Origin of the sequence: Acetobacter cerevisiae, assembly GCF_001580535.1 — a bacterium.
Lineage (GTDB): Bacteria > Pseudomonadota > Alphaproteobacteria > Acetobacterales > Acetobacteraceae > Acetobacter > Acetobacter cerevisiae.
The window spans coordinates 25,716-46,063 of sequence record NZ_LHZA01000154.1 but is presented as its reverse complement, the minus strand read 5'-3'; the positions used below and the strand labels follow the sequence as shown (position 1 = coordinate 46,063).

Here is a 20,348-nt window from a genome sequence, read left to right as displayed (position 1 = left end):
GTATGGTTTGTAAGAAGATGATTCAGTATGCGAGCACGCTTTCGTGTTGGCAGCTGAGCGTTATCTGCTGCGAAAGGACTTTTAGAATGAGCATTTTCGGCACCATTCTCTCCACCATTTTCCACCACGCCAACGCGGCTACGCCGTCTGCCGCTCCGGCTGACGCACCGGCCACGCAGGCTGCTGCACCGTCTGCTTCCCCGGAAGCTGCTGCTGCCGCTGCCCCGGCTGCTCCGGTGGACATTGATGCCGTTCTGACCGGTCTGGCTGCCCAGAACGGACAGAACCTTAACTGGAAAGAGTCCATCGTTGACCTGCTGAAGCTGCTGGGTCTGGACAGCTCTCTGGATGCCCGCAAGAAGCTGGCTGCAGAACTGGGCTACACGGGCGACACCAATGATTCCGCCAGCATGAACGTCTGGCTGATCAAGGAAGTCCGCGCCAAACTGGCTGCCAACGGCGGCAAGGTTCCTGCTGGTCTGTAAGTCTTACAGCCAAACAGACACAAAAAAGGCGTGCGGGGGAAACCTCGCACGCCTTTTCCTATGGAAGACCGGGCAACCCGGCCTCACCCTCTTTAACTATGCGTTTGCGGCGTATGGCGGCTCGAGGCGGTCTTGTTCTCGCTGATATTCACATGCGCCAGATCAGGCCTGTTGGCGCTGTCCACCACAATGACGGCAGAGCCTGCCAGCGGAGACGCCACACGGTCTGGCCGCAGGAGCGCGCGGAAGCGGTTATCAATCACCGCCATCTGCTCATCCTCCACATCAATCAGCCCGTGCTTGTCGATAAACACATTCAGCGATGACGGGATGCGGATACAGCCCTCGGACGCTACATGACCCAGACGGCTTTCCAGATAGACCGGGTCCGTTGCGTGCATTTCGAGCCGGATCTGCCCTTTTTCACGCGGCACAGGCAACCAGCCTTTTTCGGCCCATTGCCAGCCGAAATCCCACACCCGCATGCCTTTGGTGCCGTTCCCCATAATGCCGTTCTCGTTCTTGGTGCCCAGAGCGCGATAGCCGAGAATATCCGCCGTATTGTTAAACACGCCGGTGGGGGTGATGTAGTAGAATTTCCGCCCGGTTGTGCCGGTGGAGACCTTAGTGCTGCCAATCACCTGCCAGTCTGACTGCCCCGGCAGCGCCAGCATCAGGCACATGCGCTGCACGGCAGGGTTCCGGTCCACCACCAGCACCACCTGCGGGCGGTCCAGCGGGAAAGATGCCTGCTGGATCTGTTCCTGCGCCAGCATAATCCATGCGGCTTTTTGTGCGGATGAGACTTTAAGCGCCACAGGCACTTCATGCCGGAACGCACTGTTCAGACGCGTGGCTTCCGCCCGAGCATCCTCTTCATTCAGAACCGGAATCTCCGGCAGTGGCGGCGCTTCCTTCAGCACCGGCTCCGTCGGAGTGAGTGTGGGGGACGGCGCCCCTTCCTGATCAGGCTGTGCGGGCTGAGCGCTTGTCTGCCCGGACGACGAAACGGGATCAGAAGACCCCGTTCCCGCTGCGTATGCCAGTCCCGGCACAAGGAGCAAGCTGCCGGCTATAAAAAGAAGTGTCGGACACCTTGCCCCTGACATACCAAGTCTCTCCTGCATCACTATCAAAAGAGATTATGGCATTCCTTCCCGCAGGAAGGAAATCGTCAAATATTGATGGAGCGATTATCTGCACCCAGAGCTGCTTCCTTCACAGCTTCACTCAGTGTGGGGTGAGCATGGCAAACCCGACCGATATCCTCAGCGGACGCCCCAAACTCAATGGCCATGGTGGCTTCGGCAATCAGTTCACCCGCACACGGGCCGATGATATGCACGCCCAGAACGCGGTCTGTTTTCTCACAAGCCAGCACTTTGACGAATCCGTCCGTCATGCCCAGCGCCCGCGCACGGCCATTGGCCATGAAGGGGAATTTGCCGATTTTGTAAGCGGTGCCTTTTTCCTTGAGCTGCTCTTCCGTAAAGCCCACGGAGGCCACTTCCGGCCAGGTGTAAATCACGCCCGGAATGGCATCGTAGTTCACATGGCCAGCCTGCCCGGCCAGAATTTCAGCCAGCGCAACGCCTTCTTCTTCAGCCTTGTGCGCCAGCATCGGTCCGGCAATCACGTCGCCAATGGCGTAAATGCCCGGAACGTTGGTGGCAAAGTGAGCGTCCGTTACCACACGGCCGCGCTTGTCCAGCTCAATCCCGGCTTCTTCCAGCCCCATGCCTTTGCTGGCGGCGGTGCGGCCGACTGCCAGCAGCACAATGTCCGCTTCCAGCGTTTCGGCTGCGCCACCGGCAGCAGGCTCAACCGTTAGCACCACGCCTTTTTTGGTTTTTTCGGCTTTGGTGACCTTATGGCCCAGCTTGAGCTTGAAGCCCTGCTTGACCAGCAGCTTCTGGAACTGCGAGGCGACCTCGTTATCCGTGCCCGGCACCAGACGGTTCAGATATTCAATGACCGTGACCTCAGCACCCAGACGCTGCCAGACGCTGCCCAACTCCAGACCAATCACGCCGCCACCAATCACGACCAGACGCTTCGGCACTTCAGAGAGTTCCAGTGCGCCGGTTGAGGTGACGATGGTTTTTTCATCCACCTCAATGCCCGGCAGGTTGGCACTGTCACTACCGCTGGCGATGATGATGTGCTTCGCCGTAACCGGCTTGCCATCCACCGTAATGCGGCCTGTGCCTTCCACCTTGCCGTGGCCTTTCAGCCAGGTGATGCCGTTTTTCTTGAAGAGGTATTCAACACCCTTCACGTTCGCACCAACAATATCGGCCTTGCGGGCCTGCATGCGAGCCAGATCCAGCTTCACGCTGTCAATCACCACGCCATGCGCTGCAAAATCATGGCCTGCCGCATGGTAGTTTTCAGAAGACTGCAACAGCGCCTTGGACGGGATACAGCCCACGTTCAAACACGTGCCGCCCAGTGTGGCGCGTTTTTCCACGCAGGCCACTTTGAAGCCAAGCTGCGCAGCACGAATGGCGCACACATAGCCACCGGGGCCAGCGCCAATCACCAGCACATCATAATCTGTTTCAGCCGGGGCTTCTGCCTGCGCCGCTGCAGGTTTGGCTGCTGCGGCGGGCTGAGCAGCAGGCTTATCAGTCTTTGCCGTTGCCGGAGCCGCTTTGGCCGGTGCAGACGCACCCGCAGCCCCCTGCTCCAGTGTTGCCAGCACGGCACCCACGTCCACTTCATCCCCTTCTGCAACCGCGTGCGCAGCCAGCCGACCATCCGCCGGAGCGGGGACTTCCACGCTCACCTTGTCCGTTTCCAGCTCCACAACCGGCTCATCCGTTTTCACGGCATCGCCCGGCTGCTTCAGCCATTTCCCCACGGTGGCGGTGGTGACACTCTCTCCAAGGGACGGAACTTTGATTTCAATCGGCATGGCTTCGCTCTCGTTCGCATTCAGGGGTCAGAAAAAGAAAAAGGCTGGCCGACTATGTTTCGGCCAGCCCTGAGCAGTCTCAGACGTCAATCAGAAGACGACGCGGGTCTTCCACATTCTGCTTGATGCGGACGAGGAAGCTGACCGCCTCCTTCCCGTCCACAATGCGATGATCATAAGACAGCGCGGTATACATCATCGGGCGGATCACCACCTGACCATTCACTGCCACCGGGCGTTCCTGAATGGCGTGCATGCCCAGAATACCGGACTGCGGTGCATTCAGAATAGGCGTGGACAGCAGAGATCCATAGATCCCGCCATTGGTGATGGAGAACGTGCCACCCGCCAGATCATCAATCTTCAGCGTGCCTTCACGCGCAGCTTTACCGAAGCCTGCAATGGTTTTTTCAATTTCGGCATAGCCCAGCTTGTCGGCATTTTTAATAACCGGCACCACCAGCCCGTTCGGGCCACCCACGGCAATACCGAGATTGACGAAGTCGCGATAAATCACGTCATCGCCGTCAATTTCAGCGTTAATCGCCGGGAATTCTTTCAGAGCCGCAATCACAGCGCGGGAGAAAATGGACATAAAGCCCAGCTTCACACCATGCTTTTTCACAAATGCGTCCTGATATTCCTTCCGCAGCGCCATGGCTTCGGAAAGGTCAACCTCGTTAAAGGTCGTCAGAATAGCTGCGGTGTTCTGCGCATCTTTCAGGCGGCGGGCAATGGTGCGGCGCAGGCGCGTCATCTTCACGCGTTCTTCACGCGGGTCATCATTACGGGCCGGTTTGGGAGTTGCGGGAGCCTGAGCCACCGGCGGCTGGGAGAGGAAGCCCAGAACGTCGCCTTTGGTAATCCGTCCATCCTTGCCGGTGCCAGCGCCAAGCTGTCCTGCGCTCAGGCCGTTTTCCGCCATTATCTTGCGGGCAGCAGGCAGAGCCGCAGCAGCGTCCACTGCCGGGGCAGAGGCCGGGGCGGCTTTGGGTGCAGGCGCAGGTGCTGCGGCAGGTGCGGAGGCAGCCGGAGCAGCCTTCTTTTCAGCCGGAGCAGCTTTGGCTGCGGGCTTCGCTGCGCCAGCGGCACCGGGTTCCAGCGTCGTCAGCAGCGCGCCAACTTCCACCTCATCCCCTACCTTGGCCACTTCCGTGCCCAGTACACCAGCCTGCGGTGCCGGAACTTCCACACTCACCTTGTCGGTTTCCAGCTCAACAATCGGCTCATCAGCCGCCACAGTGTCCCCAGCTTTTTTCAGCCATTTGGCCACCGTAGCCGTTGTTACGCTTTCACCCAGTGTCGGCACCTTGATTTCGACTGACATCCTATGTCCCCATTTCCTTCAAACACTCCCCGGCAGAGTCTTCTGTTTTTCAAATCTGCCGGGCTGGCATGCCTGCCGTTATTGCGGCAGGCGGTCTTTTCAGATGGTCTGCTTTCAGTCCGTTTTTTTCAAACCCAAGGCCCTTTCCACAAGGTTCGCCTGTTCTGCCGCATGGATGCGCGCCAGACCTGTGGCCGGGCTGGCCGCTGCGGCACGGCCCACATAACGCGGACGACCCGCCTTATGCTGTGCAGCCTGCAAGGCGCCCTCAATCCGACGATCCACAAAGTGCCAGGCCCCGCCATTTTCCGTTTCTTCCTGGCACCAGATCACTTCGGCTTCAGGATAACGCTTCAGCTCGGCCGCGAGGGCTGCTTCCGGGAACGGGTAGAGTTGTTCCAGACGCAGGATCGCCACATCTTTCAGCTTGTTCTCCCGGCGCGCAGCCAACAGATCATAATAGACCTTACCAGAGCAGATGACGACGCGCTTGATGCTGGCATCAGCCGCCATGCCGTCCAGTTCCGCATCATTCACATCCGCCAAAACCGGCTGGAAGCGCGTGCCCGGCCCGAAATCGGACAGAGCAGAGACCGCCAGCTTGTGACGCAGCAGAGATTTCGGCTCCATCAGGATCAGCGGCTTGCGATAATCCAGCTTCAACTGGCGGCGCAGGGCATGGAAATAGTTGGCCGGGGTTGTGATATTGCACACGAACATATTGTCTTCAGCGCAAAGCTGGAGATACCGCTCAAGGCGTGCGGAAGAATGTTCCGGCCCCTGCCCTTCGTACCCGTGCGGCAGCAGCATCACCAGACCGGACATCCGCAGCCACTTGGTTTCCCCCGAGGCGATGAACTGATCGATAATCACCTGCGCACAGTTGGCAAAGTCACCAAACTGCGCTTCCCACAGCACCAGCGTTTTCGGGTTCCGCAGAGAGTAGCCATACTCAAAGCCCAGCACGCCGTATTCCGAGAGGTGGGAATTCCAGATCTCGATTTTGGCCTGATCGTCTTCAATATGGTTCAGCGGTGTAAACGGCGTCTGGTTTGTCTGGTCAATCAGCACCGCATGACGCTGGCTGAAGGTGCCGCGCTGGCAATCTTCACCCGAGAGACGCACCCGATGCTGTTCCACCAGCAGAGAGCCAAAGCCCATAGCCTCACCGGTTGCCCAGTCAAACCCTTCACCTGAGGAGAACATCCCGGCTTTTGCTTTAAGCTGACGGGCAATTTTGGAATTGAGGTCAAAATCACCCGGCACTTTGGTAATGGCAGCCCCGATTTTCTGGAGCGTTTCAACAGCCACACCTGTTTCCGGATAAGCAGCGTCCACCTTGCCGGATGTCGGGGCGGTCAGCCCGGACCAGCCGCCTTCCAGCCAGTCCGCCTTGTTCACCTTGTAGGACTGCGCGGCCTTGTAGTCTTCATCCAGCTTCTGGAAGAAGGCATCCCACTGGGCCTTCACCTCGTCGTCCGTCACAACGCCTGCTGCTACAAGGCGTTTTGAATAAAGCGTGTGCGGCGTTTCATGGTTCGCAATCGCTTTATACATCACTGGCTGCGTGAAAGCGGGTTCATCCGTTTCATTGTGCCCGTGGCGACGGTAGCAGACGATATCCAGAACGATGTCACTGGCAAAAGCCTGCCGGTAATCTTCTGCCAGACGCGAGACATAAATCACCGCCTCAGCGTCATCACCATTCACATGCAGCACCGGGGCTTCAATGGATTTGGCAACGTCGGTGCCGTAAATGCCGGAATGGCCGTTTTTCGGGTCGGTGGTAAAGCCCACCTGATTGTTCACCACCATATGGATGGTGCCACCCGTGCGGTAACCGGGAAGCTGGGACATGGAGAGGGTCTCATACACCAGCCCCTGCCCTGCAAACGCGGCGTCACCATGGATAATCACGCCCATATGGCCGGTGCGGGTTTCCGTATCGCCCGCATCATCCTGAATGGCGCGCACTTTACCGCACACCACCGGGTCAACCGCTTCCAGATGGGACGGATTGGGTTGCAGCGCGATATGCACGGACTTGCCGCTGACTTCCACATCCGTGGAGGAGCCAAGGTGATATTTCACATCGCCCGAGCCTGCCACGTCATCCGGTTTGAAAGACCCACCGGCAAATTCATTGAAGATGGCCACATACGGTTTACGAACCACGTTCACCAGCGTGTTCAGACGCCCGCGATGCGCCATGCCGATGGTGACAGAGGTCACGCCCTGTGCGGCGGCCTGATCAATAATGGCATGCAGGGAGGGGATGGAAATTTCCCCGCCTTCCAGACCAAAGCGTTTCGCGCCCACGTAGCGTTTCTGGCAGAAGCTTTCAAAACCTTCCGCTTCCGTCAGGTTTTTCAGGATGGCTTTCTGCTCATCCACCGTCACCTGTGTACGCCACTGGTCGCCTTCCAGCCGGGTGCGGAGCCAGTCACGCTGCTCGGCGTTGCGGGCATACATGTATTCCGCGCCGATGGTGTCGCAATAGACTGCACGCAGCGCGTCTACCACTTCGCTCACTTTGGCCGTGGTGCGGCCTTTCAGCAGCGGTGCCATCAGAGAGCCGATAAAGACCTCGCGGCCCAGATCTTTCTGCGCAAAGCCATACGTGGCCGGGTCCAGTTCCGCGGTTGCATGCGGTTCATGCAGGCCCAGCGGGTCCAGCCGGGCTTCCTGATGCCCGTAAACGCGAAAGGCGCGGATCAGCCGGGCAATGGCCAGACTGTCCGTTGCGGCCAGCCCACCTGCGGGGCTGCCTGCCACACCTTTGGCCGGTGCTGCCGGCTCTTCACCCGTGATGATGGACGGGCGCGGGGCCCAGGAGGCTCCCACGGCGTCTTTCAGCACAGCGGCTTCATCATCATCCAGAGAGCCGAAAAGCGTATCGAATGAAGGATCAACGCTTTTGGGGTCCTGCGCCCAGCGGGCATACAGGTCCGCCAGATACGCGATATTCGCTCCGTTAAGCGCGGTTGTCAGCACGTCTGAAGCTGCCATGATCAGAGTCCTCCCTGCTGCCGGGCAAGCCCGTTCTGGCAGCCAGCGGTTGTGTTAGTCCCGAACGTAAGCCGGTTCATTTTTTCTCTCACCCTGCGGCGTTGCAGGGTGCCCTGCCCGCATAGTCTGAATTCCGTGAGGCTGAAGACCTTACTGCCCTCAGCCGCTCTGATGATTTTGCTAGACCGCGCCAGAAGCGGGGACAAGAGAGCCAGCTGTCACGGTGTGGAGAGGCGATGCGCGGCCTGTGCAGCCGCTGCCCCACGCGCCAGCCAGCTTTCACTTCCCATCTCTGCGAGGCGTGATGCGGTACGGGCAAACGCGTCAGATCCCTCACCCGTGGTAAAAAGCTGGTCAGGTGCCGCTTCTGCCGAGGCAAAAAGCAGGTTTCCGTTATCGTATAGCGCATCTACGAGGGTAATAAACCGCCGGGCGAGATTGGCCTCGTCCTGCCCCATGCTGGGAATTCCGTCGATAATCAGCACGGGGAAGCGTCTGGCCAGCGCCAGATAATCGTTCGGCCCGCGCGGCGTGCCACACAAAGAGTTGAAATCGAACCGGGCCACGGAACCCGCCGCCTGATCCACCTCAAACGTGCGCCCACTGAATTCCAGCGTGACAGGCGTGGCCTTCTCGCCCTCCGCATAGCGGGTGAAAATAGCGTCCAGCCGGGCACGCGCCTGTGCATCTGCGGGAACCAGCCATGTCTCCCGGTCCTGCTGCCGCCCACGACGGTAATCCCGCTGGGAGTCCAGTTCCACCGTATCCAGCTCCCGCCGGATGATGGCGATAAACGGTTTGAAGGCATCCGCACCGGGGCGGTTCTGGAACAGCTCACCCGGCTCGGTGTTGGATGTGGCGACAATCACCACCCCCTGCGCAAACAGGGCCTCGAACAGCCGCCCCAGAATCATGGCGTCGGCAATGTCATTGACCTGAAATTCATCAAAGCACAGTAACCGGGCGCGGGCGGCAATGGCAGCGGCCAGCGGTGGGATGGGGTCCGTCATGCCGGGGTTGGCGGCTTTCAGGTCATGCAGTTTCTGATGCACATCCTGCATGAAGCGCAGGAAATGGATGCGCTCCTTTTTCTGCACCGGCGCACAGCTGAAGAACAGGTCCATCACCATGGTTTTGCCACGGCCAACCCGCCCCACAATATATAGCCCGCGCGGGCGTGGTGGCGGAGCCTGTGGCTTCAGCCTGCGCGCAAGGCCCGCCAGCAGCCCGCCCTTAGCGGGAGGGGCCAGCGGCGGCATGGTGGCCAGCTCGTGCCAGAGCTGGTCCAGCCGGTCCACCACACGGGCCTGATCCGGATCATTCTTCAGGTCTCCGGACGCAATACGCTCCCGGTAGACAGCAAGAGGCCCGCGCCCGCTAAAAGACGAGGCCTCGTCCTTGTTGATATACGTCATAACTATAGGCGGATAGCGGGGACATATGCCCTTCCGCAAGGGTCAGAGCCTCTCGTAACTGTGTCGTGACAGACTCCGGGCCGCCCGCGGCACTCTTGGAGACCCTTTTTCCAAGCAGGAGCAGGACTTATGGACTGGAACGCCTACCGCACCCATCTGGGTGCCAACACAAAGGTTTTCGCGCAGCTTTCCCCCAACACGATGAAGGGTTTGCAAACGCTGGAAACCGTGCCCGCTGAGCACAAACATCTGGACGCCAAAACACGGGAACTCATTGCCCTGGCCGTCGCCGTCACCACGCGCTGCGATGGCTGCATTTCCGTCCACACCGTCGCTGCCAAAAAAGCCGGAGCGACAAAGGAAGAAATTGCAGAAGCCCTTGGCGTCGCCGTGGCGCTGAACGCGGGGGCTGCCGTGGTCTATTCCAGCCGCGTGCTGGATGCGTTTGAAAATCAGCCTGCTTAAAAGCAGCCTCTTATTCCTCCGGGGCCAGCGGCAACGTGGGCATGCCGTGGCCTCCGGGCTTCATCACCCAGAGACGAGCACCCCGAACCTCACGATCTGATACCACCTGCACAGCATCCGGACGCAGGAAGATTGCCTGCGCGCCCTCGCGCCATGCCGTGAACCGATCCAGTTTGCGCACACCGGGGCAGGACTGGCGCAAAGGCGCAGCGCTGATAACCAGATCCATCCCCGCACAGAGCGAGTCGGGTAGCAGAGCCGCCCCATCGGAGCGATCCCGCACCCTGAGCAGCACGGAACGCCCTTTCAGGCTGAGCAGGCACACATCCGGCACACCATCCTGCCCGCATGCCAGCGCGCCATCCGGCGTTTCTTCGCCCTCCGCAGGGAACGGTTGCAGCGGCAATGCCAAAGCCTGTTGCCATGCAACGCGCACCAGAAACGCATCGCGTGATTGTCCACCCACCAGCAGCGCACGCCCCTCCCGCACCGCCATCAGGCCCCCATCCGGGCTGATCAGCAGGTCTGGCTGCGTGACAAAAAACGGGGAGAGCACCCCCGCCAGAAGCGGCACCACTCCAGCAAGTCGCCACACCGGCCGCCACAGACACAGCCAGCACAACCCGAGCAACACAGCCGCCAGCCCCCATCCGGGCATATGCGGCACAAGCATGCGGGCTGCGGGCCAGTGCGCAATGCTGTAAGCCAGATGCAGCACAACCTGAATGCCCCAGCCCATCAGATGCAATGGCACGGCATCCAGATGCAGCGGCATCAGCACCAGAGCCAGCAGGCCCAGCGGCATGATCCATACAGCCATGAGCGGCACCGCAATCAGATTAGCCAGAATAAAAAACGGCTGCACTTCTCCAAAATGCGCCATCACGACAGGCAGCGTCGCAAGCCCCGCCAGCAAGCTGGTCAACGTCAGGGTGACCAGATGCAACGCCAGCCAGCGCCGGAAACCGCGTCCTTCTTCCCGGAACCGGGCAAGATGCGGGCGTGCGACTTCATAGCCCGCAATCAGCGCCATGACGGCGGCAAAGGACATCTGGAAGGCAGCACCAAGAAGCTCCTGCGGCATGACCAGAAGCAAAATGGTCGCCGCCAGCGCCAGCCCACGCATGGAAACCGCACGTCGCCCTGCCACCAGCCCCAGCACAACAACCCCCGCCATCATCAGGCTACGGGTCGCGGGCAAATGCAGGCCGGTCAGCGCCACATAGGCCGCACCACCCAGCAACGCCAGCAGGGCAGACAGTTCCTTGCACGGCCAGCGCAACGCCGCCCACATCCATGCGGAAAAGCCGATGCGAAACACAGCCATCAACACGCCCAGCACAATGCCCAGATGTAACCCGGCCACCGCCAGCAGATGCGCCAGACCAGAGGCGGCAAAATCTTCACGCACGTCTCGCGGCACAGAGGCCCCCTCACCCGTCAGCACCGTAGAGGCGACAGTTCCCGCAGGCCCCGGCAGAACCTGCCTGATCCGGGCGTCAATCCGCTCCCGCAGTGGCTCCAGCCTTATGGAAAAGCCTTGTTGAGACGCCACACAGGCCGCCAGGTCGCCCTGCCCGTCAGCCTCAAAGCCCGCACGCCCGTCATCAGCGCGCGCCTCAGAATCGGGCCGCCCACTCTGCCCCACCAGACCGCCATGAAACGACTGTTCATTTGAGCACGCCACCGGCTGCATCCTCCCCAGCGCCCGGCCAGACCCGGCGCTGCCCGCAAACCACGCCTCGCGCTGAAAGTCCCGGCCGCCGGGAAAAGCCGGAAACGGCGGAGGGCGCAGCAAGGCCCGCACCTGCACTGCCGCACCGGGAGCCAGAGTCGCGGGGTCATCCGGGCGCAACGTGAGGCTTAGCGTGCGCTGCAAAGGCCGCATGTCGTGGTCAAGCGGCGTTGCGAATCTGGCCCCGGCCAGCACAGCCCGACGCGCTCCGGCGGAATCTTCCGCGCCACGCGGCGGCAGGACCATAACGGACTGCACCGTGCCCGACACCACAACCGCCCGACGCGGCAGCTCCGGCAGGGGCGGCTGGCGATGCGCCGCACTCCACGCCGATACAAATCCCAGCGCCACCGCCACACAGGCCCCGCCTGCCAGACGCGCCCAGAGGGACAGCCACCCTGCAACCAGAATGCAAAGGCCCAGTACCAGCCCTGCCACAGGCAGACCCACACCCCAGAGCGCCCCCGGCTCCTGCGGCAGCAGAAAATAGGCCAGCGCCCCCAGCGCCATGCCCACAGGCCCCCACAGCACCAGCCGCCGTTGCTCAGCAAGAAGGGCAGCCGTCAGCAACGGCATATGGCTCCCCGCGTGTGTGCGTGATAAGGATGCGCCCCATGACGACGATCCGCACACGCTTTGCCCCGAGTCCGACCGGCCTGCTGCATATCGGCAACGCCCGCGCGGCCCTGTTCAACTTTCTGTTTGCCCGTCATCACGGCGGCGAATTCCTCCTGCGTATTGAGGATACCGACCGTGAACGGTCCACCCAACAGGCTGTCGATGTTATTTTCGACGGGCTGGCCTGGATGGGCATTACGGCAGATGAAAAACCTGTCTTTCAGTCCACCCGGCAGGACCGCCACACGGAAGTGGCGCTGGAACTGCTGGAAAAAGGTCTGGCCTACAAGTGCTATTGCACGCCTGAAGAACTCAAGCAGATGCGTGAGGACGCAATGGCAAACGGCAAGCCGCCCCGTTACAACGGGATGTGGCGCGACCGTGACCCGTCCGAAGCCCCTGCCGGCGCACCCTATGCCGTGCGCATCAAAGCCCCGCGTGAGGGCGAAACTGTTATTGAAGATCTGGTTCAGGGCGAAGTCCGCGTAGCCAATGCCGAGCTGGATGACATGATTATCCTGCGCTCCGATGGCACCCCCACCTACCAGCACGCCGTGGTGGTGGATGACCATGACATGGACATCACCCACGTTATTCGCGGTGATGACCATCTGACCAACACCTTCCGTCAGGCCATGATTTACCGCGCCATGGGCTGGGATCTGCCGCGCTTTGCACATCTGCCGCTCATCCACGGGCCGGATGGTGCCAAACTGTCCAAACGTCACGGCGCACAGTCCGTTGTGGAATTCCGTGATGAAGGCTACCTGCCGGAAGCCCTGTGCAACTATCTGCTGCGTCTGGGCTGGGGCCACGGCGATGCGGAAATCCTGTCTCGTGAAGAACAGATCAAGCTGTTCGATCTGGACGGCGTGGGCCGCTCCCCCTCCCGCATGGATTACGCCAAACTGCTGCACATCAACGCCGTCTGGATGCGTCAGGCTGATGATGAGCGCCTGACCAATGACGTGATGGATCGCCTGAAAGCCGTTGAGGGTGTGAGCACGGATGACACCGTCCGCGCCCGCGTTCTGGCCCTGATGCCCGGCCTGAAAGAGCGCGCCCGCACGCTGGTGGAACTGGCTGACAGCGCCGCCTTCCTCGGCCGCCACGTGCCGCTGAGCTTCAATGCCAAGGCAGAAAAAATCCTCACGCCGGAAGCCCGCACCATTCTGGATGGTCTGGCGCGTGAACTGGCTGCGGTGGAAGACTTCACGCCGGAAAACATTGATGCCGCCCTGCGCCGCTTTGCGGAAGCTGGCGAGCACAAGCTCGGTCAGGTTGCCCAGCCAGTGCGCGCTGCGGTGACAGGCTCCAACACCTCCCCGGGGATTGATGCCACGCTGGCGGCTCTGGGTAAGGACGAAACGCTCGCACGCATCGGAGCTGTTCTGCATGGCTAGCTTCCCCGGCCGTCACTCCCGGCATCTGCTCGGTCTGCAAGGCATGACGCCAGACCAGATTGAGCCGCTGCTTGATCTGGCCGAAAGCTATGCTCTGCTCAACCGCTCCCGCAAGGTGCCAAGAGACGTGCTGCGGGGCCGGACGCTGATTAACCTCTTTTTTGAGGACAGCACCCGGACCCGCACGTCCTTTGAGCTGGCTGGCAAGCGTCTGGGCGCGGATGTGATCAACATGTCCGTGGCGCAGTCCTCCGTAAACAAGGGGGAAACCCTGCTGGATACGGCGGCCACACTCAACGCCATGCAGGCAGACCTGCTAGTGGTGCGGCACTCCCAGTCCGGTGCGCCTGCCCTGCTGGCGCAGAAGGTGGAAGCCTGTGTGGTCAATGCGGGCGATGGCACGCATGAACACCCCACGCAGGCCCTGCTGGATGCCCTGACCATCCGCCGCCATTGCGGAGGGTTCGGGGGGCTGACGGTCGCTATTTGCGGGGATGTCGCCCATTCCCGCGTGGCGCGGTCTGATATCCATCTGCTCACCACCATGGGCTGCAAGGTCCGCGTGGTTGGCCCGCCAACGCTCGTGCCGGGTGGCTTCAAGAGCCTTGGCGTGGAGGTCTTCCATACGATGGAAGAAGGCCTGCGTGGCGTGGATGTGGTGATGATGCTGCGCCTGCAGCGTGAGCGCATGTCCTCCGGGATGATCCCCAGCGCGCGGGAATATTTCCGCTTTTACGGGCTGGACCAGCGGCGTCTGGCTCTGGCGAACAAGGACGCACTGGTCATGCACCCCGGCCCGATGAACCGGGGCGTGGAAATTGACAGTCTGGTGGCCGATTCTGACCAGAGCGTGATTCAGGAACAGGTCGAAATGGGCGTGGCTGTGCGTATGGCCGTGCTTGATCGGCTGACCCGCAGCAGGCATTCCGCATGAGCACTCTTCTTTTTGACAATGTCCGCCTGATAGACCCCGCCTCCGGGCTGGACCAGCCGGGCCGCCTGCTGGTGCGCAATGGCGAGATTGCCGGCACGGACAAAGCCGGAGCCGAAGGCGCGCCGGAGAATGCTGAGGTGATTGACGGTCAGGGCGCTGTTCTGTGCCCCGGACTTGTCGATATGCGCGTGGAAATTGGTGAACCGGGCCACGAATATCGTGAGACCATTGCCTCCGCGGCCCGCGCGGCCTCTGCCGGTGGCATCACCACCATTGCCGTGCTGCCCACCTGTGAACCCGCCATTGATAACCCCGCTCTGGTCCGCCTGCTGCGTGGCCGCGGAGAAGAAACCGGGGCCATTACCATCCTCCCCTATGGCGCGCTGACCAAAGGCTGCAAAGGGCAGGAACTGGCAGAAATCGGCCTGCTGCATGAAGCCGGTGCTGTCGCCTTTACCGATGGGGCCCGCGCTATTGACCCTGCCCGCCTGATGCGTCTGGCGCTGTCCTACGCGGGCGGCTTCGGCGCTCTGGTTGTGCAGCACCCGGAAGACCCCTCTCTGGCTGGCTCCGGCTGCGCCACGGCAGGCGAACTGGCAACCCGCATGGGCCTGCCAGGCATTCCGCCGGTGGCGGAAGCCATCATGATTGCGCGGGATATTCGTCTGGCCGAACTCACCGGGGGTCGCCTGCATTTTGGGCATGTCTCCACGGGGGAAGGTGTCGAACTGATCCGTCAGGCGAAGGCGCGGGGGCTGCGTGTGACGTGTGACACCGCACCGCATTATTTCGACCTGAACGAAAACGCGATTGGCGACTTCCGCACCTACGCCAAGTTCTCACCGCCGCTGCGCTCTGAAGAAGACCGTCTGGCAATCTGTGCGGCACTGGCCGATGGCACGATTGACGCCATCGCGTCCGACCACCTGCCGCGTGACGCCGATGATAAACGCCTGCCGTTTGCGCAGGCGGCCACAGGCGGCACTGGCATGGTCACGCTACTGGGTGTCACACTGGCACGGGTGCATGACGGCACGCTTACGCTGCCACAGGCCCTTGCCCTGCTGACGCATAAACCCTCCGCGCTGCTGGGTGCTGCCTGCGGCACGCTGGCAACGGGGGCTGCGGCAGACCTCTGCCTGTTTGCGCCGGACCAGAGCTGGCTGGTGCAGGCTGGCAAACTGCCGGGCCGTGCGCAGAACACCCCCTTTGATGGCCGACCGCTGGAAGGCCGTGTGCTGGGCACCTGGAAGGGCGGACGCCGCGTTTACGGAGCCTCCGCAGCATGATGTCCGACCTCCCCTCCTATGCGCTGTGGCTGCTCGCGGCCATGGCATTCATGGGATACGTGCTGGGCAGTGTGCCGTTCGGCCTGATCCTGACCAATGTGGCTGGCGTGGGCGACCTGCGCAAAATTGGCTCCGGCAATATCGGGGCTACCAATGTGCTGCGCACAGGCCGGAAAGATCTGGCCGCCGCCACACTGGGGCTGGATGCAGCCAAAGGCGCGCTGGCTGTCATGATTGCGTGGATCATGACGCCGCCGGACTTTTCAGACCGGATTCTCGCCGTCACTGCGCTGGCTGTCGTGGTCGGGCATTGCTACCCGATCTTCCTCGGCTTTAAAGGCGGTAAGGGTGTTGCCACCGGGCTTGGTGCGCTGCTGGCGCTTTCCCCCATTACGGGGCTGATCGGCTGCGCGGCATGGCTGGGTGTCGCCAAGCTGACCCGCATTTCCTCCGCCGGGGCGCTGGCGGCCTTCATCATCATGCCGTTTGTTACGCTGGCTCTTTACGGGTTCAGTTTTCAGGCGTCCGGCAAGCCTATGGCCGTGCTGCTGATCAGCCTGCTGGTGCTCATGCGACATAGCGCGAATATTGGCCGTATCCTCAACGGCACCGAACCCCGGGTTCCTCCCAAACAAAAATGAACACGCTTGTCGCCTGCCTGCGTCTGGCCCGCACCGAGTCTGTGGGGCCACGCACATGGCGGCGGCTGCTCAGCCAGTATCACACAGCCGAGGCAGCGCTTGAGGCCTTACCCCGCCTCCCCCAGCGCGGACGGGTGCCGCTGGTTATCCCCTCACAAGACAGTATTCTGCGGGAAATTGAAGCTACCCTTCACATGGGGGGCCGCATCCTCACGCTACTGGATGCCGATTACCCTTTCCTCCTGAAAGAAATCCCCGACGCCCCACCTGTTCTGAGCGTGCTGGGGGACGTCGCCGCTCTCAGCAAACCCGGCATCGGCCTGATTGGCGCACGTAATGCATCGTCCTCCGGCCTGCGGCTGGCGGAAAGTCTGGCGACGGAACTGGTGGAAGCCGGTGTGTCGGTCGTCTCCGGTCTGGCGCGCGGGATTGATACCGCAGCCCATAAAGGCGCACTGCACCGGCAAGGCCTGACGGTGGCCGCCATTGCCGGTGGGCTGGACAAACCCTACCCCCTCCAGAATGCTCACCTACAAGCGGAAATCGCGGAAAAAGGGGCCGTGGTGACGGAAGCGCCGCTCGGGACGGCGCCGCTCAATCGCCATTTTCCGCGCCGCAACCGGCTGATTGCCGGGATGACGCTTGGCTGCGTGGTGGTGGAAGCCGCCCCTAAATCCGGCTCGCTCATTACCGCCCGGCTGGTCGGCGAGTATGGGCGGGAACTCTTCGCCGTCCCCGGCTCCCCGCTGGACCCCCGCTGCCGGGGCAGTAATGACCTGCTGCGCAACGGCGCGGTGCTGACAGAGACCGTCGCCGACATCCTGCCGCACCTGCCACCGGTGGTGTTCCCAGCACCCTCGCGCACCACCTCATCCCCATCACTTTTCCCGCAAGCCCCGCGTTTGCAGACCGTTCCGGACCGCCCGCAGACTCCGCAACACTCTTTTTCACTCAGCATTTCAGATGCGCCTGAAACAGAAGAAAAAGCGAACACCGCCAGAGCCTCACAACCCGCTTCCGGCAGGACCACGGGAGACCCGCAAACTGGCGCTCTGCCGCCGTTGCAGCGTGTTTCCAGTCCCTCCGCCTCGTCCGTCCCCAGTTCCCCTTCTGTCACAACACAACCACCCCCACCCCTCGCAGAAACGTGTGAGACCGTGCGGGAAAAAGTGCTTGATCTGCTCTCCTTTACGCCCATAGCGGTTGACGATCTGGTTAGGCGCTGCCAGTTCTCAGCTTCCGCCGTCTTGACCGTGCTCACGGAACTTGAGCTTTCTGGCTGTCTGGACTCACTCCCCGGTGGGCGTGTTGTTCGTGCCGCCAGTCATGGCAAAAACGGCTGATCTAGGTGCTGCTTCCGGCAGGTCGGAGAGAGTATGACTGACGTTGTGGTGGTCGAATCGCCCGCAAAGGCGAAAACGATCAACAAATATCTGGGCGATAACTATACGGTGCTGGCCTCCTTTGGGCATGTGCGGGACCTCCCGCCCAAGGATGGCTCCGTGCGCCCGGACGAAGATTTTGCCATGTCCTGGCAGGCCGATGAGCGGGGCAACAAGCAGGTTGCCGCCATCATCAAGGCTCTGAAAGGCGCCAAAACGCTCTATCTCGCCACTGACCCGGATCGTGAAGGGGAAGCAATTTCCTGGCACGTCCGCGCCATGCTGGAAGAAAAGAAAGCGCTGAAGGGGGTAGACGTCCAGCGCGTCACCTTCAACGAGATCACCAAAAGCGCCATCAAAACCGCCATGGCCCACCCGCGTGACCTCGATATGCCGCTGATTGAGGCGTATCTGGCCCGCCGTGCGCTGGATTATCTGGTAGGGTTCACGCTCTCCCCGGTTCTGTGGCGCAAGCTGCCCGGCTCCCGCAGTGCGGGCCGTGTGCAGTCCGTCGCCCTGCGGCTGATCTGTGAGCGGGAAGCCGAGATTGAGGTCTTCAAACCGCGCGAATACTGGACGGTGCAGGCAGCGCTCGCCACACCGGCTGGCGCGCCGTTTACCGCTCGCCTTACGCATCTGGATGGCAAAAAGCTCGACCAGTTTGATCTGAGCAACGAGGAACAGGCTGCCGCTGCCAAAAAGGCAGTGGAAGCGGAAAACCTGTCCGTTCAGTCGGTCGAACGCCGCAAGGTTCGCCGTAACCCGCAGCCGCCCTTCACCACGTCTACCTTGCAGCAGGAAGCCTCCCGCAAGCTGGGCATGGGCGCGCAGGTCACCATGCGGACGGCGCAGCAGCTTTATGAAGGCATTGATCTGGGCGGCGAGACCGTCGGTCTGATCACCTATATGCGAACGGACGGCGTGCAGATGGCCAAAGAGGCCATGTTCGCCATCCGCGGCCATATCGGTAAACATATTGGCGAGGAGTATGTCCCCGCCCAGCCGCGTTTCTACAGCTCCAAAGCCAAGAACGCACAGGAAGCGCATGAAGCCATCCGCCCGACGGATGTGTTCCGCACGCCTTCTTCCGTGGCCTCGCACCTCACCCCGGAACAGCGCCGCCTGTATGAGCTGATCTGGAAGCGTGCTGTCGCCAGCCAGATGGAATCCGCAGCGCTTGATCAGGTTGCCGTCGATATTGCTGGTCCGTCCGGCAAGACGGTGCTGCGCGCCAACGGCTCCATCATTACCTTTGACGGCTTCCTGCGCCTCTACACCGAAGGTCGGGATGATAGCGACAAGCCTGCGGATGATGACTCCCGCATGCTGCCGCCCATGAAGGAAAAGGACCCGCTGAAGCGCGAAAGCGTTGCGGCGGACCAGCACTTCACGCAGCCGCCGCCGCGCTTCTCGGAAGCGTCTCTGGTCAAAAAGATGGAAGAAATCGGCATTGGCCGCCCTTCCACTTACGCCTCCATCCTGACTGTGCTGCGAGACCGCAACTACGTCACGCTGGAAAACCGTCGCTTCATCCCCGAAGCGCGCGGGCGTCTGGTCACGGCGTTTCTCGTCTCGTTCTTTGAGCGGTATGTGGACACCACCTTCACCGCCAGCCTTGAAGAACTGCTGGACGATATTTCCGACGGCCGGGCCGAGTGGAAACACGTTCTGGCCAACTTCTGGGATGCGTTCTCCAAAGCGGTGTCGGACACCAAGGATCTGACCATTACCGACGTGCTGAATGCACTCGATAAGGATCTTGGGCCGTTCTTCTTCCCGCCGCGTGAGGACGGGTCTGACCCGCGCCATTGCACCGCCTGTGGCACGGGGCGTCTCGGCCTCAAGCTGGGCCGTTACGGGGCGTTTATCGGCTGCTCCAATTATCCGGAATGCTCCTTCACCCGCCGCCTGTCCTCCGACAGCGCGGAAGATGGCGATGGCGCTGCTCTGAAAGACGGCATGCGCGTGCTGGGTCAGCATCCGGATACGGGTGAGGACATCACCGTGCGTCAGGGCCCATATGGTCTGTATGTGCAGCAGGGCGAACCGGACCCGGCGGATAAGAAAGCCAAACCCAAACGCGCCTCGCTTCCCAAAGGCATGGATGGAGAAGCTATCACGCTGGATCAGGCTGTAGGTCTGCTCTCCCTCCCGCGCCTTGTCGGCCTGCACCCGGAAAGCGGTGAACCGATTGAAGCGGGTCTGGGTCGCTTTGGCCCCTACGTGAAAATGGGCGCGATCTACGGCTCTCTCGATAAAGACGACGACGTTCTGACCATCGGGCTGAACCGCGCGGTGGATGCGCTGGCCAAAAAGCTGGCCTCCATCCGCAACATGGGCGTGCACCCCAAGGATGGTGAACCGGTTATGATCCGCAAGGGCCGCTTTGGTCCCTATGCGCAGCATGGCAATATGGTCGCCACCCTGCCACGTGGCACGGATATGAACGAGGTCACGCTGGATGAGGCTGTGGCGCTATTGGCTGAAAAGGGCAAACCCCTGAAAGCCAAAGCCGGGGCCAAAAAGAAAACCACGACCAAGACTGCCGCCAAAAAGACCGCAACCAAGGCTGAGCCAAAAACAGCCACCAAAAAGGCTGCCAGCAAGACCACAACGGCTGCGAAAAAAACGACCACCCGTAAAACGGCGGCCAAGAAAACCACGGCAGAAGATGGCGCTGAGGCTCCGGCCAAAAAGCCCGCCACACGGAAGAAAAAGGCGGACTGAC

14 protein-coding genes are annotated in these 20,348 nt (G+C 61.4%); 8 read left to right on the top strand and 6 right to left on the bottom strand.

Translation table 11 applies throughout. The features are described 5' to 3' along the window. Positions 1 to 86 precede the first annotated feature (86 nt). Positions 87 to 485, top strand: coding sequence for a DUF3597 domain-containing protein (locus tag AD928_RS11275; RefSeq protein WP_062140736.1), 399 nt, complete (start codon positions 87 to 89; stop codon positions 483 to 485). A 92-nt stretch (positions 486 to 577) separates the two neighbouring features. Here AD928_RS11275 and AD928_RS11270 read toward each other — a convergent pair whose 3' ends face one another. The 5 genes from AD928_RS11270 to zapE form a co-directional block, all read right to left on the bottom strand. Beyond that, on the bottom strand, positions 578 to 1,594 hold the full coding sequence (locus tag AD928_RS11270; protein WP_062250609.1) for a L,D-transpeptidase: 1,017 nt from the start codon (positions 1,592 to 1,594) through the stop codon (positions 578 to 580). Positions 1,595 to 1,659: 65 nt separating this feature from the next. Continuing rightward, positions 1,660 to 3,402, bottom strand: coding sequence for a dihydrolipoyl dehydrogenase (gene lpdA / locus AD928_RS11265; RefSeq protein WP_062250607.1), 1,743 nt, complete (start codon positions 3,400 to 3,402; stop codon positions 1,660 to 1,662). A 79-nt stretch (positions 3,403 to 3,481) separates the two neighbouring features. Continuing rightward, positions 3,482 to 4,729: a 2-oxoglutarate dehydrogenase complex dihydrolipoyllysine-residue succinyltransferase gene (odhB, locus tag AD928_RS11260; protein ID WP_062250605.1), complete on the bottom strand. Its 1,248-nt coding sequence runs from the start codon at positions 4,727 to 4,729 to the stop codon at positions 3,482 to 3,484. 114 nt (positions 4,730 to 4,843) lie between these two features. Beyond that, entirely contained in the window at positions 4,844 to 7,738 is a 2,895-nt protein-coding gene (locus AD928_RS11255) for a 2-oxoglutarate dehydrogenase E1 component (RefSeq protein ID WP_062250603.1), read from the bottom strand. Positions 7,739 to 7,956: 218 nt separating this feature from the next. Next, entirely contained in the window at positions 7,957 to 9,153 is a 1,197-nt protein-coding gene (zapE, locus tag AD928_RS11250; protein WP_062250601.1) for a cell division protein ZapE, read from the bottom strand. A 129-nt stretch (positions 9,154 to 9,282) separates the two neighbouring features. Between zapE and AD928_RS11245 the strand changes: the two genes are divergently transcribed. After that, positions 9,283 to 9,618, top strand: a complete 336-nt coding sequence (locus AD928_RS11245) for a carboxymuconolactone decarboxylase family protein (RefSeq protein WP_043552089.1) — start codon at positions 9,283 to 9,285, stop codon at positions 9,616 to 9,618. A 10-nt stretch (positions 9,619 to 9,628) separates the two neighbouring features. Here the strand turns inward: AD928_RS11245 and AD928_RS11240 are convergent, their stop codons facing one another. Then, positions 9,629 to 11,929 (bottom strand): ComEC/Rec2 family competence protein, encoded by a 2,301-nt coding sequence (locus AD928_RS11240; protein WP_062250598.1) that lies wholly within the window; start codon positions 11,927 to 11,929, stop codon positions 9,629 to 9,631. Between the two features lie 38 nt (positions 11,930 to 11,967). Here AD928_RS11240 and gltX point away from each other — a divergent pair, with 38 nt between their 5' ends. The 6 genes from gltX to topA are packed head-to-tail and all read left to right on the top strand — an operon-like array spanning position 11,968 to position 20,347. After that, complete coding sequence (gene gltX, locus AD928_RS11235; RefSeq protein ID WP_062250596.1) at positions 11,968 to 13,374, top strand: glutamate--tRNA ligase; 1,407 nt, start codon at positions 11,968 to 11,970, stop codon at positions 13,372 to 13,374. After that, positions 13,367 to 14,308, top strand: coding sequence for an aspartate carbamoyltransferase catalytic subunit (locus AD928_RS11230; protein ID WP_062250595.1), 942 nt, complete (start codon positions 13,367 to 13,369; stop codon positions 14,306 to 14,308). Before gltX ends, AD928_RS11230 begins: the two co-directional genes overlap by 8 nt. Further along, complete coding sequence (locus AD928_RS11225; protein ID WP_062250593.1) at positions 14,305 to 15,597, top strand: dihydroorotase; 1,293 nt, start codon at positions 14,305 to 14,307, stop codon at positions 15,595 to 15,597. Before AD928_RS11230 ends, AD928_RS11225 begins: the two co-directional genes overlap by 4 nt. Continuing rightward, a complete protein-coding gene (gene plsY / locus AD928_RS11220; RefSeq protein WP_043553204.1) occupies positions 15,597 to 16,238 on the top strand; it encodes a glycerol-3-phosphate 1-O-acyltransferase PlsY in 642 nt (213 codons plus the stop codon). The genes AD928_RS11225 and plsY overlap by 1 nt, the downstream gene beginning before the upstream one ends. Next, positions 16,235 to 17,581: a DNA-processing protein DprA gene (dprA, locus tag AD928_RS11215; protein ID WP_062250590.1), complete on the top strand. Its 1,347-nt coding sequence runs from the start codon at positions 16,235 to 16,237 to the stop codon at positions 17,579 to 17,581. Before plsY ends, dprA begins: the two co-directional genes overlap by 4 nt. Before the next feature lie 33 nt (positions 17,582 to 17,614). Continuing rightward, a complete protein-coding gene (topA, locus tag AD928_RS11210) occupies positions 17,615 to 20,347 on the top strand; it encodes a type I DNA topoisomerase (RefSeq protein WP_062250588.1) in 2,733 nt (910 codons plus the stop codon). The last annotated feature ends 1 nt before the right edge of the window (position 20,348 follow it).

What these genes read in the sequence shown, in the direction of transcription:
- AD928_RS11275 (WP_062140736.1), top strand. Translation starts at nt 87, where the DNA reads ATGAGCATTTTCGGCACCATTCTCTCCACCATTTTCCACCACGCCAAC.
- AD928_RS11270 (WP_062250609.1), bottom strand. Translation starts at nt 1,594, where the DNA reads ATGTCAGGGGCAAGGTGTCCGACACTTCTTTTTATAGCCGGCAGCTTG.
- lpdA (WP_062250607.1), bottom strand. Translation starts at nt 3,402, where the DNA reads ATGCCGATTGAAATCAAAGTTCCGTCCCTTGGAGAGAGTGTCACCACC.
- odhB (WP_062250605.1), bottom strand. Translation starts at nt 4,729, where the DNA reads ATGTCAGTCGAAATCAAGGTGCCGACACTGGGTGAAAGCGTAACAACG.
- AD928_RS11255 (WP_062250603.1), bottom strand. Translation starts at nt 7,738, where the DNA reads ATGGCAGCTTCAGACGTGCTGACAACCGCGCTTAACGGAGCGAATATC.
- zapE (WP_062250601.1), bottom strand. Translation starts at nt 9,153, where the DNA reads ATGACGTATATCAACAAGGACGAGGCCTCGTCTTTTAGCGGGCGCGGG.
- AD928_RS11245 (WP_043552089.1), top strand. Translation starts at nt 9,283, where the DNA reads ATGGACTGGAACGCCTACCGCACCCATCTGGGTGCCAACACAAAGGTT.
- AD928_RS11240 (WP_062250598.1), bottom strand. Translation starts at nt 11,929, where the DNA reads ATGCCGTTGCTGACGGCTGCCCTTCTTGCTGAGCAACGGCGGCTGGTG.
- gltX (WP_062250596.1), top strand. Translation starts at nt 11,968, where the DNA reads ATGACGACGATCCGCACACGCTTTGCCCCGAGTCCGACCGGCCTGCTG.
- AD928_RS11230 (WP_062250595.1), top strand. Translation starts at nt 13,367, where the DNA reads ATGGCTAGCTTCCCCGGCCGTCACTCCCGGCATCTGCTCGGTCTGCAA.
- AD928_RS11225 (WP_062250593.1), top strand. Translation starts at nt 14,305, where the DNA reads ATGAGCACTCTTCTTTTTGACAATGTCCGCCTGATAGACCCCGCCTCC.
- plsY (WP_043553204.1), top strand. Translation starts at nt 15,597, where the DNA reads ATGTCCGACCTCCCCTCCTATGCGCTGTGGCTGCTCGCGGCCATGGCA.
- dprA (WP_062250590.1), top strand. Translation starts at nt 16,235, where the DNA reads ATGAACACGCTTGTCGCCTGCCTGCGTCTGGCCCGCACCGAGTCTGTG.
- topA (WP_062250588.1), top strand. Translation starts at nt 17,615, where the DNA reads ATGACTGACGTTGTGGTGGTCGAATCGCCCGCAAAGGCGAAAACGATC.